This is a genomic window from Sulfitobacter rhodophyticola, assembly GCF_041281685.2.
Lineage (GTDB): Bacteria > Pseudomonadota > Alphaproteobacteria > Rhodobacterales > Rhodobacteraceae > Sulfitobacter.
Genome location: NZ_CP166251.2, coordinates 3,225,203 through 3,240,901 on the forward strand (window position 1 = coordinate 3,225,203; position 15,699 = coordinate 3,240,901).

A 15,699-nucleotide genomic window follows, 5' to 3' on the forward strand; every position below is an offset into this window, starting at 1 on the left:
ATCTTGACTTAACGAACGATCCGAAGTATATCTTTTGGCACGCTAGAAGAGATGGGCGAACGGCCACGGGACACCTCCCGTTGGCCGTTTTTTCATGTCTGCTCGGTTGGGGATCCATTCGAAAGGTATGTGCCAGAATGACGACGATAACCCAGGAGCAAGAAATCGCGGAGGGCACCGAATTGCTGGCAGCCCTTTATGCTGCAGTGCGCAGTTTGAGGCGTGAAATCGAAGCGCTGACGGCGCGTGTTCAGGTCGATGACGCGATGAAAGAAACGGACATCAGCCGACCCATGACGGATGTGCGTGGACTGGTGACACAATGTACAAAGGCGGAGATTTTTCTCAATGAGTGCAGAAAGAAACAAGCTGGAATTGCGCGAGGGGATTATGCCCTCGATCTTGACAGGGCAAGGTCTGAAATCGGGTGCAAGCTGGATCGCTTGCGCCGATGCTCAGATGCAGCACCAATTTCTTGATGAGCTGGATCAGGGAGAGCTGCTGGCTCTCCCTTTTTTGTTCGAGTTCTGGGCGATGCCGCATCAGTTGCCGCCGGAGGGAAACTGGCGGACGTGGATCGTGATGGGCGGACGGGGCGCGGGCAAGACACGGGCAGGGGCGGAATGGGTGCGCAGCATGGTCGAAGGAGCGCGGCCGCTGGATCAGGGCTTGGCGCGCCGTGTGGCGTTGGTTGGGGAGACCATCGAGCAGGTGCGCGAGGTAATGGTATTTGGGGACAGCGGCATTCTGGCCTGTTCACCGCAGGATCGCCTGCCCACGTGGGAGGCGACGCGCAAGCGGCTGGTGTGGCCGAACGGAGCAATTGCGACCATTCATACGGCACATGATCCCGAAGGTCTGCGGGGGCCGCAGTTCGATGCGGCCTGGGTGGATGAATATGGCTGTGCGTCGGTGGACAAGGGGACCAATCAGCCGAACAAGTTCCTGGATGCTAAAAGTTCCGAAAGCAGCCTGCCTCATTATTCCAATGGGGAAAGGGATGAATTGATACAGGCGCAATACCTGACGGCGATGACATCCTATTGGCGCGACCCTGCGCATAATCCGGTGTCGCCGGAATATGACGCGCCGATGCTGGACATGACGCGGGCGTTCGTTTGGGCGTGGGACACGCGGCCCTATCCGTTCTTTCCCAATAATCGCGGTTTATGGAGTGACGGCGGAAATTACGCGCGCGGTCACTGGATCAACGGACGGACATCGTCACGGACGCTTGCGTCAGTCGTTGATGAGATTTGCAGGCGGGCCGGGCTGACCCATTTCGACACGAATGGCCTTCATGGTTTCGTCCGGGGGTATTCTGTGGAGCAAGTCACTGAAGCACGCGCGGCGCTGCAACCCTTGATGATCCGCCATGGGTTTGATGCGATCGAGCGGGACGGGGTCCTGACATTCCGGATGCGTGACGGGGTTGCACCCATCATTCTTGATCCGGCTTGTCTTGCGGAAAGCAGTGACCTGGATGGTACGACCGAACAGAGCAGGGAGTCCGAGGCAGAAGTGTCGGGACGGGTCAGGCTGCGCTTTGTCGAGGCGGATGGCAATTTCGATGTGATTGCGGAAGAAGCTGTGCTTGCTGATGAGGCAACACATGCGGTGTCGGGGTCGGAGTTGAACATGGCGCTGACCCGCAGCGAGGGACGGCAAATCGCGGAACGTTGGCTGGTCGAAGCGCGGGTGTCGCGGGAGACTGTGCGGCTGGCTTTGCCGCCATCCAAGCTTTGCCTCGGGGCAGGGGATGTCATCGAACTCCCCGGCGAGGGCGCCGAAGGCCCGGGGCGCTACAGGATTGACCGGGTTGAACTGAGCGACCTGCAATTGATAGACGCGGTGCGAATCGAGCCTGAAGCCTACAAGCCCGCGGAATTTGACGACGAAGGTGCAGTTTTGCGGCCGTTTGCAGCGCCCATTCCGGTGCAGTCCCACTTTCTTGATCTGCCGCTATTGCGGGGTGATGAAGTGCCGCACGCGCCCTATCTTGCGGCGACGGCCCAGCCTTGGCCCGGTTCGGCGGCACTTTATCACTCTGCCGCGGACAGCAATTATGTCCTGAACACCGTGTTGCCGGTACGCGCAACCATAGGACGGACGCAGAACGAATTGCATCGCGCGAGTCCCGGTGTGTTTGATCGCGGTGACGTCCTGCAGGTGCGGCTGATATCGGGCGCACTGGAATCCGTGGATGAGGCCGCATTGCTGTCTGGGGCGAACCTAGCTGCGATTGGGGATGGGACGCCTGGCAACTGGGAGGTCTTTCAGTTTGCACGGGCCGAACTGGTTGGGGAAAAGACTTATTGGCTATCGAACCGCCTACGAGGGCAGGCCGGGAGCGATGGGCTAATGCCAGATGTCTGGCCGGATCAATCCGTTTTCGTGTTGCTGAACGGCGTAGCGCCGCAGATCAACCTCAGTCCGAACCTGCGCCGCGTCTCGCAGCACTATCGTATCGGCCCGGCAAATCGCGGATATGACGACCCGTCCTATCGCCATGACGTACAGGCGTTTGATGGTAACGGTTTGCGCCCACTGAGTCCGGCGCACCTGCGCGGTATCAGGCAGGTGGATGGGGCATTCAGGCTGGACTGGGTTCGGCGCACGCGTATTGGGGGCGATGATTGGGAAACGGTTGAGGTGCCTTTGGGGGAAGACAGCGAGTCCTATCTGGTCAGGGTGCGCCAAGGTGCGACGGTGTTACGCGAAGAGATCGTGGGCGCGTCGGAATGGACATATCCGGGCGCAGCCCAGTCGGCAGACGGGATTGCGGCAGCATTTGACGTGGACGTTGCACAGATATCGGCGCGCTACGGACCGGGGTTGTCCCGTCGGATCACGCTGGTCCCCTGATGCGGTCGGTTCTTTATCTTGATGTTGCAACTGCCACGCGGGCGTTGCTTGGCATGCCGGAAGCAGACAGGGAGACAGCCTGCGCGGACATGCTGCAACAGGCGGATTTGGCAGATAGATATGCACGGCGGCTTGGGCGACTGCATGCCGATTGGGGGAATGGCACCTTGCTTGCCGTGGCGCGCAAATGGCCTCTGGCTCCGGAGGCTTCGTTCAACGATCCTGCATACAGAGCTTGTTTTTCGCTGGTTTTGCAAGCGCTGGACAGGCATTTGCAGGTCTGGAAATGCAAGCCTGACTAACAGAAAGGTGCCATAATTTTGATGCGGCCCGGGTTTGCATATGCCTTAATGATGTTACATGACATCAAGACCCTTGAGGCAGCGAAGGAACGCATCATGGCCGAAGCCCGTCAGAACGTCGCTGAAATGGACCCGGTATGGCACCAGATTCAGCGTGAAGCCCAGCAAGCAGTTCAGGATGAACCGCTGATTGGTGGGTTTGTACATGCCTGCATTCTGCATCATGCTTCGATCGAGCGTGCGTTGTCTTACCGGATTGCCGCCAAGCTGTCATCGAATGAGATGTCCATGATGGTCGTGCGCGAAATGGTCGAAGAGGCCTATGCCGCCGAACCCGGTCTGGTAGAAGCCGCGCGCGCGGACCTGCGCGCAATTTACGAGCGTGATCCTGCGTGCCATCGGTTGTTGCAGCCGATCCTGTACTTCAAGGGATACCAGGCGGTGCAGGCCTACCGGGTCGGGCACCACCTGTGGATGCGTGGGAAGCGCGATCTGGCCTATTTCGTGCAGATGCGGGTCAGCGAAATCTTCGGCGTTGATATCCACCCGGCTGCGCGCATGGGCAAGGGCATCATGATCGACCACGCTCATTCCATCGTGATCGGTGAAACCGCCGTGGTCGGCGACAATGTGTCGATGCTGCATTCAGTCACCCTGGGCGGGACCGGCAAGGAAGAAGAGGATCGCCACCCAAAGATTGGCAATGGCGTGCTGATCGGTGCGGGTGCCAAGGTGCTGGGCAATATCAAGGTTGGCAATTGCAGCCGGATCGCCGCAGGATCAGTGGTTCTGGAAGAAGTGCCGGCCTGCAAGACGGTTGCAGGCATTCCGGCGCGGATAGTGGGGGAGGCGGGCTGTGACCAGCCGTCCATGTCGATGAACCACATGTTTGGGCCGCACGAGCAGTCTTCGTAGACCTCTGCGCATGCTGAGAACGACCGCCGCCACGGCGGGCGGCGGGATGAGGGTCCTCGGACCCTCATACTCCCGAGGTTTTTGAACCATTTGGAAGGGGCGTTCGGCGGGAAGCCGGGCGCCTCTGTTTCTAGGCGAGCATGGTCATGGGGTTTTCGAGGTTGTCCTTGATGGCGGCAAGAAGTTGCGCCCCCAATGCGCCGTCGATGACGCGGTGATCAACAGAGAGGGTCACGGACATGACCGTTGCCACGCCCAGCTCCCCCGCTGTGTCGACGATGGGCTTCTTCACGCCTGCGCCAACGGCGAGGATCGCGCCATGGGGCGGGTTGATGACCGCGTCGAAGTTGTCGATGCCGAACATGCCCAGGTTGGAAATGGCGAAGCTGCCTCCCTGATATTCGTGGGGGGCGAGTTTGCGGTCCCGCGCGCGAGCGGCGAGGTCCTTCATTTCTGCAGACAGGGCGGAAAGGGATTTCTGGTGCGAATCCTTCAGGACCGGAGTGAAGAGGCCGCCTTCGATGGCGACCGCGACTGCGACGTCTGAAGGTTTGAGTTTCAGGATGCGGTCGCCTGCCCAGACGGCATTGGCGTCGGGGACAGATTGCAATGCCAGCGCACAGGCCTTGATGATGAAGTCATTCACGCTCAGTTTCACGCCGCGGGCTTCGAGTTGCTTGTTCAATTCACTGCGGAACTTCAGTAGCGCGTCGAGTTGGATGTCGCGGCGCAGGTAGAAGTGCGGGACTTGTTGCTTGGCTTCCGTGAGGCGCGCGGCGATGGTCTTGCGCATGCCGTCGAGGCTGACTTCCTCGTATTCGCGGCCTTCGTACATCTTCGCAATGGTGCTGGCGGATGGTCCTGCGGCCGGCGCTGTGGATGCGGCCGGTGCAGCCGCCGGGCTTTCTTCTTTGGGGGCGTCCGCCTGGGACACGTCTTCGACATCTGCCTTGACGATGCGGCCATGGGGTCCGGAGCCCTTGATCTGGCTCAGGTCGAGTCCCTTGTCCGCGGCTATGCGGCGGGCCAGCGGGGAGGCGAAAATGCGCTTGCCATCCGCGCCCTGTGGCGCGGCAGGTGCCGGCGTGGCATCGGTGGCGCCGCGTCCGTGTCCGGCGGCAGGCGCGGTAGCGTCCGACGCCTCTGCGGGAGCGGCGTTGGAGGACGCATCGGCCTTGGGGGACGCGGACACATCGCCGATATCATCGGCACTTTCGCCTTCCTCCAGCAGCACGGCAATGGCCGTGTTGACCTTCACCCCTTCGGTCCCTTCGGCGATCAGGATCTTGCCGATGGTACCTTCGTCCACGGCTTCGAACTCCATCGTAGCCTTGTCGGTTTCGATCTCGCACATGACATCGCCGGAGGAGACTTCATCACCTTCCTTGACCAGCCATTTGGCAAGCGTGCCTTCCTCCATCGTGGGGGAGAGGGCGGGCATGAGGATTTCTGTGGGCATCGTGACCGCTCCTTACTTGTAGGTGACTTTTTTGACCGCCGCGATGACCTCATCGGTGGTCACCAGCGCGTGTTTTTCCAGATTGGCGGCATAGGGCATGGGGACGTCCTTGCCGGTGCAGTTGATGACCGGCGCATCGAGATAATCGAACGCCTCCTGCATCACCACGCTGGAGATGTAATTGCCGACGGAGCCTTGCGGCCAGCCTTCCTCGACCGTGACAAGACGGTTGGTTTTCTGCACGGACTTGAGGATCGACGCGGTGTCCATCGGTCGGATGGTGCGCAGGTCGATGACTTCCGCATTTATCCCGTCTTCAGCCAGTTTTTCAGCGGCTTCAAGCGCGTAGCTCATTCCGATGCCAAAGCTGACGATGGTGACATCCTTGCCCTCGCGCCAGATGCGGGCCTTGCCGAACGGAACGGTGTAGTCCTCTAGATCGGGCACATCGAAGGTGCGACCATAGAGGATCTCGTTCTCAAGGAAGATCACCGGGTTCGGGTCGCGGATCGCGGTTTTCATCAGACCTTTGTAGTCTGAGGCGGAATAGGGCATCGCGACCTTCAGACCTGGGATCTGCATGTACCATGCGGCGTAATCCTGAGAGTGCTGCGCGCCGACGCGGGCTGCCGCCCCGTTGGGACCCCGGAAGACCATCGGAGCACCCATCTGACCGCCGGACATATAGAGGGTCTTGGCAGCCGAATTGATAATGTGGTCAATCGCTTGCATGGCGAAGTTGAACGTCATGAACTCCACGATGGGGCGCAGGCCACCAAAGGCCGCCCCAACGCCGATCCCGGCAAAGCCATGTTCGGTGATGGGCGTGTCGATCACGCGCGTGGCGCCGAATTCATCCAGCATGCCTTGGGTGATCTTGTAGGCACCCTGGTACTCGGCAACCTCCTCGCCCATGACAAAAACCCGATCATCGCGGCGCATTTCTTCGGCCATGCCGTCGCGCAGGGCCTCGCGCACGGTCTGCTGTTTGAGGGTGGTGCCTTCGGGCCAGTCGGGGGATGTGTCGACCTGTGGTTCCGGATGCGACATGCCGGCCGCAGGCGCATCTTCGGAGGATTGCGCCTTTTCCGCCGGAACCGGGGCCGAGGCGGGTTCCGATTTTGCCGTGTCGATGTCGTCGGCGCTTTCGCCTTCTTCCAGAAGAACGGCGATGGGCGTGTTGACGGCGACGCGTTCCGTGCCTTCGGCGACAAGGATCTTGCCGACGATACCTTCGTCAACGGCTTCGAACTCCATCGTGGCCTTGTCTGTTTCGATCTCGGCCATGATGTCACCGGACGCGACCGTGTCGCCTTCCTTGACCAGCCATTTGGCCAGCGTACCTTCTTCCATGGTGGGGCTCAGGGCGGGCATGAGGATTTCAGTTGCCATGGCTCAAGCCTCCTCCATCTTTGCGTAGATATCTGTCCACAGCTCGTCGAGGTGTGGCTCGGGGCTGTCTTTGGCGAATTCGGCGCTGTCGTTTACGATCTCCTTGATCTCCTTGTCGATGGCCTTGAGATCGTCTTCGGAGGCGTGTTTGCCGTCCAGTAGCATGCTGCGTACCGCTGCAATCGGATCACGTTCGTCGCGCATCTTCTGGACCTCTTCGCGGGTGCGGTATTTTGCCGGGTCGGACATCGAATGGCCGCGATAGCGGTAGGTCTTGATTTCAAGGATATAGGGCCCCTTGCCGGAGCGGCAGTGCGCAACGGCGGTTTCGCCCGCGGCCTTGACCGCCAGCACGTCCATGCCATCGACCGCTTCACCGGGGATGCCAAACGCCTTGCCGCGTTCCCAGATCTCCGCGGAGGAGGTGGAGCGCTGTTGCGATGTGCCCATGGCGTATTGATTGTTTTCGATCACGAAGACGCACGGCAGTTTCCACAGGGCCGCCATGTTGAACGTCTCGTACACCTGGCCCTGATTGGCCGCGCCATCGCCGAAGTATGTAAACGTGACGCGCCCGTTTTCCTGATACTTGTCCGCAAAGGCCAGGCCCGCGCCCAGCGGGACCTGCGCGGCAACAATGCCGTGGCCGCCGTAAAAATGCTTCTCCTTGGAGAACATGTGCATCGAGCCGCCCTTGCCCTTGGAATATCCGCCCTCGCGGCCCGTCAATTCGGCCATCACGCCGTTGGGGTCCATTCCGCAAGCCAACATGTGCCCATGATCGCGGTAGGATGTGATCCGCTTGTCGCCTTCTTCGGCGGCGGCTTCGAGCCCGACAACCACGGCTTCCTGTCCGATATATAGGTGGCAGAAGCCCCCGATCAGTCCCATGCCGTAAAGCTGTCCGGCCTTTTCCTCAAAACGCCGGATCAACAGCATATCGCGGTAATACGCTTTCAGCTCATCTGCGGATACATTGGGTTTTTTCGGCGTGGCTTTCTTGGCTGCCATGTGCGTCTCCTTCGGTCGTGCAGCAGGCGCGGCACAAATAGTTTAGCATTAAACTATCATCCTCTTTAAAGGATTCGAAGCAGATTGGGTAGGGTCTTTCTAATGCGGCTCAGGCGATCAGCGAATGACGATCTCGTCGCTGCGGATCATGCCCAGTACCTTGCGGGCCTGTTCATCCAGAAGGTCAAGATCAAGATAATCGTCCGACATCCGCTTGGTCAGGTTTTCCATGCGCGCCACATCGGCACGCACATCGGCAAGCAGCATCCGCAAATCCTGACTTTCCGCGACAACCTCCGCGCGGCGAAACAGGCCAAAATCCCCCTGCACGGCGGCAAAGGTGAAATAAAGGCTCAGCGCGAAAGCGATCGCGAAGAACAGCAAGGTGCCGAAAGCGGGACGGTTGGTCTGGGTCATCTGGTCTGCCTCAAACGTCTCTTTTTGGACGATAATTCAGACTAGCACAGGTGATTCGCCCTGTGAATCCCCGATATCAGTCTTTTCCCAGAAAAATACCCGATACGCGGGTGATCACGCTCCGCGGCAGCACACGCGGCAGGTTTGCGAAAACCGCGTTCAATGCGCCGGGCACCGCCACGGTGCGCCCGCCGATCGCCGCTTGCCATCCGGCGGCGGCGACCTTGTCCGCCTTGGCAATCGGCGTCAGCTTCAAGAGCCGCGCGCCCTGCATGTTCCCGTCCGAGAAGAAATTGGTTTGCGTCGCACCGGGGCAGAAGGCGGTGACGGTGACATTGCTGCCGCGCAATTCATGCGCAACCGCCTCTGACAGATGCAGCACATAGGCCTTGGTCGCGGAATACACGGCCATATTCGGCCCCGGCAGAAATCCCGCAGCCGATGCGACGTTCAGGATGCGACCCCGGCCATGCCCCTTCATGTGCGGGACTGCGCGTTTCATCAACTGCGTCAGCGTGACCATGTTCACGCTGATGGAAGAAAGCTCCCGCTGCCAGGCGTCTTCCTGTGCAAAGGGCGCGTGGCTGCCCAGACCCGCGTTGTTAATCAGGAAATCCACCTGCCTGCCATCGGTCGCCTCCGTCCACATCCGGTCCGCATCTTCAAGCGTGCTCAGGTCTGCGGGGATCACGACGACCTCCGCCCCGTCGCCGCGCAATTCATCAGCAAGGCTTTCAAGCATGTCGCCCGACCGTGCGGTCAGTATCATCTTGCGTCCGTTGCGTGCCGCAAGGCGGGCAAATTCGGTCCCCAGCCCCTTGGATGCACCGGTGATCAACGTCCATTCTGACATGGTCTGTTCCTTTCCGCTCCGCAGGTGCGATCACCAAGCCTGGCGGCGATCCAGTTCTCAAGGCCGCGAAGTATCCCCGGCCATCCGTGCAGCTTACGCGCGGCTGATCGGATGGCAAGGTCGGGCCATGCCCCATCGCAACCCGCTACCGGATCAAAGCAGCCACACCCGGCAACGTCTTGCCTTCCATCCACTCCAGAAACGCGCCGCCCGCCGTGGAGATATAGGTGAAATCGCTGGCCACGCCTGCGGCGTTGAGCGCGGCAACCGTGTCTCCGCCCCCGGCGACCGACACCAGCGTACCTTCGCGGGTGCGCCGGGCTGCGGCCTTGGCAGCGGCCTGGGTCGCAGTGTCAAACGGGGCGATCTCGAACGCGCCCATCGGGCCGTTCCAGATCAGGGTCTTGAGCCCGGCAAACGCCAGTTCGACCTGTTTGATGCTGTCGGGACCGGCGTCAAGGACCATCTGATCGTCGTCAAGGCGCGTCTCGGGCCTCAGCAGGACAACTTCATGCGCAGCACCAGCCGCAAATTCGCGTGCCACCAAGCCGTCAACGGGCAGGATCACGCGGCACCCCGCCGCGTTGGCGCGGGCCAGAATATCCTTGGCGGTCTGGTAAAAGTCCGGTTCCTGCAAGGAAGCGCCCAGTTCCGCGCCCGCAGCAGCAAGAAACGTATTTGCCATGCCTCCACCGATCACCAGCACGTCCAGCCGACTGACGAGGTTCTCCAACAGGGCGATCTTTGTGGACACCTTGGCGCCGCCCACAACCGCGCCGACGGGGCGTTCGGGCAAAGACAGCGCCGCTTCCAGCGCGCCCAGTTCCGCCTGCATCAGACGGCCCGCGCAAGCCGGGAGCAGGCGCGCCAGCGCCTCCGTTGACGCATGCGCGCGATGGGCGGCGGAAAAGGCATCGTTGCAATAGATGTCCCCCAGGGCTGCGAGGGAGGCCGCGAAGGCCGGATCGTTGGCCTCTTCACCGGGATTGAAGCGCAGGTTCTCCAGCAGCTGGATACCGTTGGTCTGTGATGCTTGCGCGATGTCCTCCACAAAGGTGACGGGCTTGCCAAGCGCCGCTTCCAGCGCAGGCAGCACCTGTCGCAGGCTCATCTCCGGCACGTGCCTGCCCTTGGGTCTGCCGAAATGCGCCAGCAGGATCGGTGTGCCGCCCTTGACCAGAATGTCCTTCACTGTCGGCACAATCCGGTCAATGCGCGTGGTATCCGTAACGCGGCCATCTTCGATGGGTACGTTGATGTCCACCCGCACCAAAACGCGCTTGCCCGCCAGATCCAAGTCATCAAGTGTCTTCCAGCCCATCGCCGCGCTCCTTTATCTGTGATGTGCTGTCTTTTGCCTGAACGGCGCTTGGGGTCAATGGACCTGCTTGGCAATCGCGCCAATCCCGCCTAACTAGTGCCCAAGCAATTGCAAGGAGCAGACCATGGCAGAGATCAAAGACCCCGAAAACACCATCCTGATGGAACTGAAAGGCGGCACCGTTACAATTGAGCTGTTGCCTGATGTCGCGCCACAGCACACCGCGCGCATGAAAGAACTGGCGCGGGCCGGCAAATACGACAACGTCTGCTTTCACCGGGTGATTGACGGCTTCATGGCCCAGACTGGCGATGTGGAACACGGCAACATGGAAGATGGTTTTAACATCCGCATGGCGGGTACAGGCGGTTCTGATATGGGCAATGTGCCTGCGGAGTTCTCCAAGGTGCCGCACGCGCGCGGGTCGATTGGCGCGGCACGTTCCGCGAACCCTGATTCAGCCAACAGCCAGTTCTTCATCAACTTCAAGGACAACGATTTCCTGAACGGTCAATACACCGTGTACGGTCAGGTCACCTCCGGCATGGAGCATGTCGACGCGATTGTGCGCGGTGAGCCACCAGCAGAGCCGGACCGGATGATCAGCGTCAAGGTGGCCGCCGATGCGTAGTCTGTCATACACTGGCGGTCTTCTTGCCGCGCTGATCGCGGGTCCCGCGCTGGCGACGGGCATCCAGATTGAGGTCGCGGGCGAAGCCAACGGCACCGTGACCATCGACCTGCTTGAAGACGTGGCCCCCAAGCACGTGGCGCGGATCACCGCGCTTGCAGAAGCGGGCGCCTATGACAACATCGTTTTCCACCGCGTCATCGACGGCTTCATGGCACAGACAGGCGACGTGCAGTTCGGCAAGATGGGCGACGACATGCGGCAAGCAGGCCGCGGCGGGTCCGAAATGCCGGATATCGAGGCGGAATTCTCCGATGTGCCGTTTGACAAGGGCGTGGTGGGCATGGCGCGGGCGCAAAGCCCCGACAGCGCCAACAGCCAGTTCTTCATCATGTTCGATCAGGGGTATTTCCTGAACGGTCAATATACCGTGGTTGGCAAGGTCACCGGCGGTCAGGATATCGTCGATGCCATCAAGCGCGGCACCGGGCCGAATGGTGCGGTCGTGGGTCAGCCCGACGTGATGCAGACGGTCACCGTGATCGACTGACCTCACCACCGGTTCAACAGATCGTGGGGCGCGCTATCCAGTGCGCCCTTTTTTGTGGCAGAATGCGGGGCATGATGAAACTTCTCGTTGCCGCCTTCGCCCTTGTTGTCTGGACCCTGACGGCGCAGGCCGATCCGGCGCGCTGGAAATCGGAATGGCCCGAAACGGACTTTGCCCGCACCAGCGTGGGCTCGTGGTCGGAGATCATGTCAGGCGGCCCCCCCAAGGATGGCATCCCGGCGCTGGATGCGCCTTCGTTCGTTCGTGCGACCGCTGTGCGTGGATTGGAGAACCGCGAACCGGTGATCACGCTTGAACTGTCGGGGGCGGAGCCGCGCGCCTATCCCATCCGCTATCTGATGTGGCACGAGATCGTGAATGACCAGATCGGCGGCGTCCCCGTCGCCGTGACCTTCTGCCCCCTGTGCAATTCCGCGATGAGCTTTGACAGGCGCGTGAAGGGGCAGGTGCTGCGCTTTGGCGTGACGGGCAAGCTGCGGCATTCCGACATGGTGATGTACGACCGCGAGACGCAAAGCTGGTGGCAACAGGCCGAAGGGCGCGGGATTGTGGGGCGGCTGAATGGCGTGCAACTGACGCAGTTGCCGGGTTGGATGGAAAGCTGGGCAGAGTTCAAAGCGCGCAATCCGCAGGGTCTGGTGATGGCAGAGCCGGATTTCAACCGCGACTACGGCCGCAATCCCTATCGCGGCTATGACAGCAGTTCCAGTCCATTCCTGTATAACGGAGAGATGCCACCCCACGGGATATCACCGCTGGTGCGCGTTGTCCGCGTGGGGGACCGCGCATGGCCTTTGACGCGATTGGCAAAAGTGGGTCAGGTGTCCGAGGCGGGCCTGGTGATTTCATGGACCGCGGGGCAGGCATCGGCACTGGACAGCGCGAAGATCGCCAAAGGCCGCGATGTGGGGTCAATCCGGGTGCGCGACGGGCAGGGCGGAGACGTGGCGCATGACGTAATGTTCGCGTTTGCGTTTCATGCGTTTTGGCCGGAGGGGCGGTGGATGTTGGAGTGAGGGGGGAAAGGGGTGGTGGTTTGCTTTTGATGGAAGTCTGTTCACAGGATGAAGCGGGCTCTTAAGAAACATATCAAAAGATCCGCTTTTCAAGACCCCCGCAAACCGGAACCGCCTATGTCCAATGAAAGACCTGAATGACAATATCACTTTCTTCATCCAGCAATAATACCGAACCGGCCGCCCCAGCCTTACAAAAATTGGCGGTGTCGATCTCACCAATATACTTAAGGTCGCGCCCAACGAGTTCATAAGCGGTTCGCCCATCGTTCCAGTTGGCGTTGGGCCACTGGCCCGAGAGATCGGAATATCTCAATAGATCATTTGGGCCAATTTCACCTTTCCTAAACCTATCCCGGGAATTCCCACAATAGCCGGTTTCGTACGGATCGCTGGGCTCCATATCCGGTTTGCCGCCCAGAGGAACAATCGTTTGGTAGCGGCCGCTTTGATCTCTCTGAAAGCCATACCAATTATCCGGATAGATTGTGCTATCAAGTGGTTTGGCTGTTTTATCTCCGTTGCACATACGGGGCCGCAAAAAATGAACGGGGCCTTGATGACCTGGACAGAGCGATCCAAGACTAACGGTTGCCAAAGGGATAAAGAAGTCACGCGCTTCATCAGAGAAAACTGTCTCTATTGATGGAAAAAAATTCCAATCACTCATGCTCGTTGGTCTCCATGTTCTTGGCAAAAGCTATTTGAGATGACTTGTGGATGCCAGACAGAAAGCCGACCCTCATAAAGGGTGCAGCATCGAACAGTCTGGGTTCGGACCAGACGTTGATCGCTATCAAAGCTCAGAACAGTGGTTAAAAAAAGGACAGGGAGAAAATGGAAAGAACACACCGTAGTGTGCGCATTCATTGCGCACCATCCAATCTGCCCATCCAGCCCCATAGGCGCACAACAAACGCGCACCCAACGAAAAAACACCGCTGCGATCTCTCGCAGCGGTGCTTCAATTTCTCCTACCGAACTCCCTGACGTTCAGGACGCCGGGTTCGCCTTTGGGGACGGCGGGTTCTTGGCACCCGGATTAAGCGGATCATCCTGACGCTGCACGGAACCTTCGAAATGCGCGCCGCTTTCGATCGCGATGGTCTTGTGGATGATGTCACCCTCAACCCGTGCAGTGGACGTCAGGCGCACCTTCAAACCACGCACGCGGCCCACAATGCGGCCGTTGATCACGACGTCATCGGCGATGACCTCGCCCTTGATCGTCGCGGTCTCTCCGATTGTCAGCAGGTGCGCGCGGATGTCGCCTTCAACCGTGCCTTCGACCTGAATGTCACCAGTCGTTTTCATGTTGCCCGTCACATGCAGGTCCGCAGACAGCACGGAGGCGGGAGGCTTGGGCTTGGGGGCGCTGGCCTTGAAGTCGCTTCCCTTCGGCGCCGGAGCGCTGGAAGTGGCGGGGGCCTGCGGGGCCGCCGGGCGCGGTGCGTCGGCATCCTTGCCGGGGGCGGGGTCGTTGATTTTGCTCTTAGAAAACATCGTTTGCAGCCTTGATATAGATCATGGGGTTAACAGCCTTGCCGCCCACGCGCACTTCATAGTGCAGGTGAACGCCAGTGACGCGTCCAGATGCTCCCATATCACCAATGCGCTGCCCGCGCGAGACCCTTTGGCCAACTTTAACGCGAATGCGCGACATGTGGGCGTAGCGTGTCTCGATCCCGAATTCGTGCTGGATCTTGACGAGCCGTCCATAGCCTGATTGCCATCCTGCGTGGATCACCACACCATCTGCGGTGGAATAAAGCGGTGTGCCCAACCCTGCGGCAAAATCGACACCCGAATGCATGCGGCGGCCCCCAGTCTTGGGATCGCGGCGATAGCCGAAGCGGGAGGTGAAGCGGAAGTTGGCCTTGACCGGGTTGGCGAAGGGCGCTTTCTCAGCAGCAATGCGGTACAGGTTCAGGCGGTCCATCTGGTTCAGCAGACGATTGGCGCGCAGGGTATCACCCGACAGTTCTTCGCCGCGCGATGTGAACGACAGCGGCGTAAGCGGGCCACCCTGACCGGAATACCCACGGCGCACGGTTTCAAGAATGCGGTCGGTGGGCATGCCCGCGTCGCGGAACATCTTGTCCAGCGGCGCAACCGATACGGTCATCGCTTCTTCCAACTGGCGGAATATCGCATCGTTGCGGTCCTGCATCAGCGCGATCTTCTGTTCCATCTCGTCGGCCTTCAGCAAAGCATCCTGGCTGTCGATGATGACCTGATCGCGTTCCTTGGCGGTCCGTTCCAGCGCGCTGGCCAGAAAATCAATGGGCGTATTGTTGGCTGCGGTCTGAATGACGCCCGCGCCCCCTTCCTCGATGCTGCCTTCCAGTTCTGCCAGTTGGGTGCGGGCGGCTTCGCGGTCGTGCATCGTATCGCGCAGGGTCGCCTGGATAACGTCGATCCCGGTCTCCAGCTCGCGACGGCGTGTTTCCGACGCCAGCAGATCGGACTGCATGACGGAAATCTGGGCGAGGGCGGCGTTGAAACGCTCCTGCGCGGCCAGCGCTTCTTCGGCGCGGCGGTCGCGCTGGGAGGACAGATCGTTCAGCCGGGCCTGATAGGTGCGCTGGTCGCGCTTGGCCTGTTCGCGGAAGTTGCCCGATCCGATGCTGTCCATCAGGATCACGGCGGTGGCGATGATGGCCCAGGCGACCAAGGCGGCGGAGCCTGCAAATGCAACCAGCTGCGTGCCGGGGCGGAGGCGAATGAAACGGGTGTCGGTGTCGGATTTCAGAAAGACGCGGCGTTCGGGGAAAAAGGATTCCAGAATGGTGTTCACTTTGATGGCAAGCTTGGTGCGCACGTTCATACTTCCTTCGTTCCGTCCCGACGCGCACAAACAGGCGTCCCAAAACCCCAGGTCGCGCGCATGATGTCATTAGACACGGGGCACGCATGGGGCAAGTCTTCTGACCCGTCGGGCGGCGC

Annotated in this window: 15 protein-coding genes; 6 read left to right on the top strand and 9 right to left on the bottom strand. The window is 60.3% G+C overall.

The genetic code is table 11. The annotated features are described in order from the left end of the window. The first annotated feature begins 137 nt into the window (after window positions 1-137). The 3 genes from AB4X18_RS16895 to cysE all read left to right on the top strand — a co-directional run bounded on the left by AB4X18_RS16895 (window position 138) and on the right by cysE (window position 4,082). Window positions 138-479, top strand: a complete 342-nt coding sequence (locus AB4X18_RS16895; RefSeq protein WP_432816817.1) for a hypothetical protein — start codon at window positions 138-140, stop codon at window positions 477-479. A gap of 103 nt (window positions 480-582) precedes the next feature. Continuing rightward, complete coding sequence (locus AB4X18_RS16900; RefSeq protein ID WP_432817431.1) at window positions 583-2,865, top strand: baseplate megatron protein TIM-barrel domain-containing protein; 2,283 nt, start codon at window positions 583-585, stop codon at window positions 2,863-2,865. Window positions 2,866-3,263: 398 nt separating this feature from the next. Further along, window positions 3,264-4,082, top strand: a complete 819-nt coding sequence (gene cysE, locus AB4X18_RS16905; RefSeq protein WP_370402652.1) for a serine O-acetyltransferase — start codon at window positions 3,264-3,266, stop codon at window positions 4,080-4,082. Window positions 4,083-4,212: 130 nt separating this feature from the next. Here cysE and AB4X18_RS16910 read toward each other — a convergent pair whose 3' ends face one another. The 6 genes from AB4X18_RS16910 to AB4X18_RS16935 all read right to left on the bottom strand — a co-directional run bounded on the left by AB4X18_RS16910 (window position 4,213) and on the right by AB4X18_RS16935 (window position 10,535). Beyond that, window positions 4,213-5,541 carry a pyruvate dehydrogenase complex dihydrolipoamide acetyltransferase gene (locus tag AB4X18_RS16910; protein ID WP_432816818.1) on the bottom strand — a complete coding sequence of 443 codons (1,329 nt, stop codon included), beginning with the start codon at window positions 5,539-5,541 and terminating at the stop codon, window positions 4,213-4,215. 12 nt (window positions 5,542-5,553) lie between these two features. Next, entirely contained in the window at window positions 5,554-6,933 is a 1,380-nt protein-coding gene (locus AB4X18_RS16915) for a pyruvate dehydrogenase complex E1 component subunit beta (RefSeq protein WP_370401188.1), read from the bottom strand. 3 nt (window positions 6,934-6,936) lie between these two features. Then, window positions 6,937-7,944: a pyruvate dehydrogenase (acetyl-transferring) E1 component subunit alpha gene (gene pdhA / locus AB4X18_RS16920; RefSeq protein WP_370401189.1), complete on the bottom strand. Its 1,008-nt coding sequence runs from the start codon at window positions 7,942-7,944 to the stop codon at window positions 6,937-6,939. A 117-nt stretch (window positions 7,945-8,061) separates the two neighbouring features. Further along, window positions 8,062-8,361 (bottom strand): FtsB family cell division protein, encoded by a 300-nt coding sequence (locus tag AB4X18_RS16925; RefSeq protein ID WP_370401190.1) that lies wholly within the window; start codon window positions 8,359-8,361, stop codon window positions 8,062-8,064. Window positions 8,362-8,437: 76 nt separating this feature from the next. Then, entirely contained in the window at window positions 8,438-9,214 is a 777-nt protein-coding gene (locus AB4X18_RS16930; RefSeq protein WP_370401191.1) for an SDR family NAD(P)-dependent oxidoreductase, read from the bottom strand. Between the two features lie 145 nt (window positions 9,215-9,359). Next, window positions 9,360-10,535: a phosphoglycerate kinase gene (locus AB4X18_RS16935; protein WP_370401192.1), complete on the bottom strand. Its 1,176-nt coding sequence runs from the start codon at window positions 10,533-10,535 to the stop codon at window positions 9,360-9,362. Window positions 10,536-10,659: 124 nt separating this feature from the next. On the opposite strand from AB4X18_RS16935, the gene AB4X18_RS16940 reads away from it, so the two are divergent. From AB4X18_RS16940 to AB4X18_RS16950, 3 genes are all read left to right on the top strand, one after another. After that, the gene (locus tag AB4X18_RS16940) at window positions 10,660-11,166 is read left to right on the top strand and encodes a peptidylprolyl isomerase (protein WP_370401193.1); all 507 of its coding nucleotides are present in this window, start codon (window positions 10,660-10,662) and stop codon (window positions 11,164-11,166) included. Then, window positions 11,159-11,716: a peptidylprolyl isomerase gene (locus AB4X18_RS16945; protein WP_370401194.1), complete on the top strand. Its 558-nt coding sequence runs from the start codon at window positions 11,159-11,161 to the stop codon at window positions 11,714-11,716. The genes AB4X18_RS16940 and AB4X18_RS16945 overlap by 8 nt, the downstream gene beginning before the upstream one ends. 74 nt (window positions 11,717-11,790) lie before the next feature. Continuing rightward, window positions 11,791-12,753: a DUF3179 domain-containing protein gene (locus AB4X18_RS16950; RefSeq protein ID WP_370401195.1), complete on the top strand. Its 963-nt coding sequence runs from the start codon at window positions 11,791-11,793 to the stop codon at window positions 12,751-12,753. A gap of 115 nt (window positions 12,754-12,868) precedes the next feature. Here AB4X18_RS16950 and AB4X18_RS16955 read toward each other — a convergent pair whose 3' ends face one another. The 3 genes from AB4X18_RS16955 to AB4X18_RS16965 form a co-directional block, all read right to left on the bottom strand. Further along, window positions 12,869-13,423: a hypothetical protein gene (locus AB4X18_RS16955; protein ID WP_370401196.1), complete on the bottom strand. Its 555-nt coding sequence runs from the start codon at window positions 13,421-13,423 to the stop codon at window positions 12,869-12,871. A 323-nt stretch (window positions 13,424-13,746) separates the two neighbouring features. Then, window positions 13,747-14,256 carry a bactofilin family protein gene (locus AB4X18_RS16960; protein WP_370401197.1) on the bottom strand — a complete coding sequence of 170 codons (510 nt, stop codon included), beginning with the start codon at window positions 14,254-14,256 and terminating at the stop codon, window positions 13,747-13,749. Further along, window positions 14,246-15,574 (bottom strand): DUF5930 domain-containing protein, encoded by a 1,329-nt coding sequence (locus AB4X18_RS16965; protein ID WP_370401198.1) that lies wholly within the window; start codon window positions 15,572-15,574, stop codon window positions 14,246-14,248. Before AB4X18_RS16965 ends, AB4X18_RS16960 begins: the two co-directional genes overlap by 11 nt. Window positions 15,575-15,699: the final 125 nt, after the last annotated feature.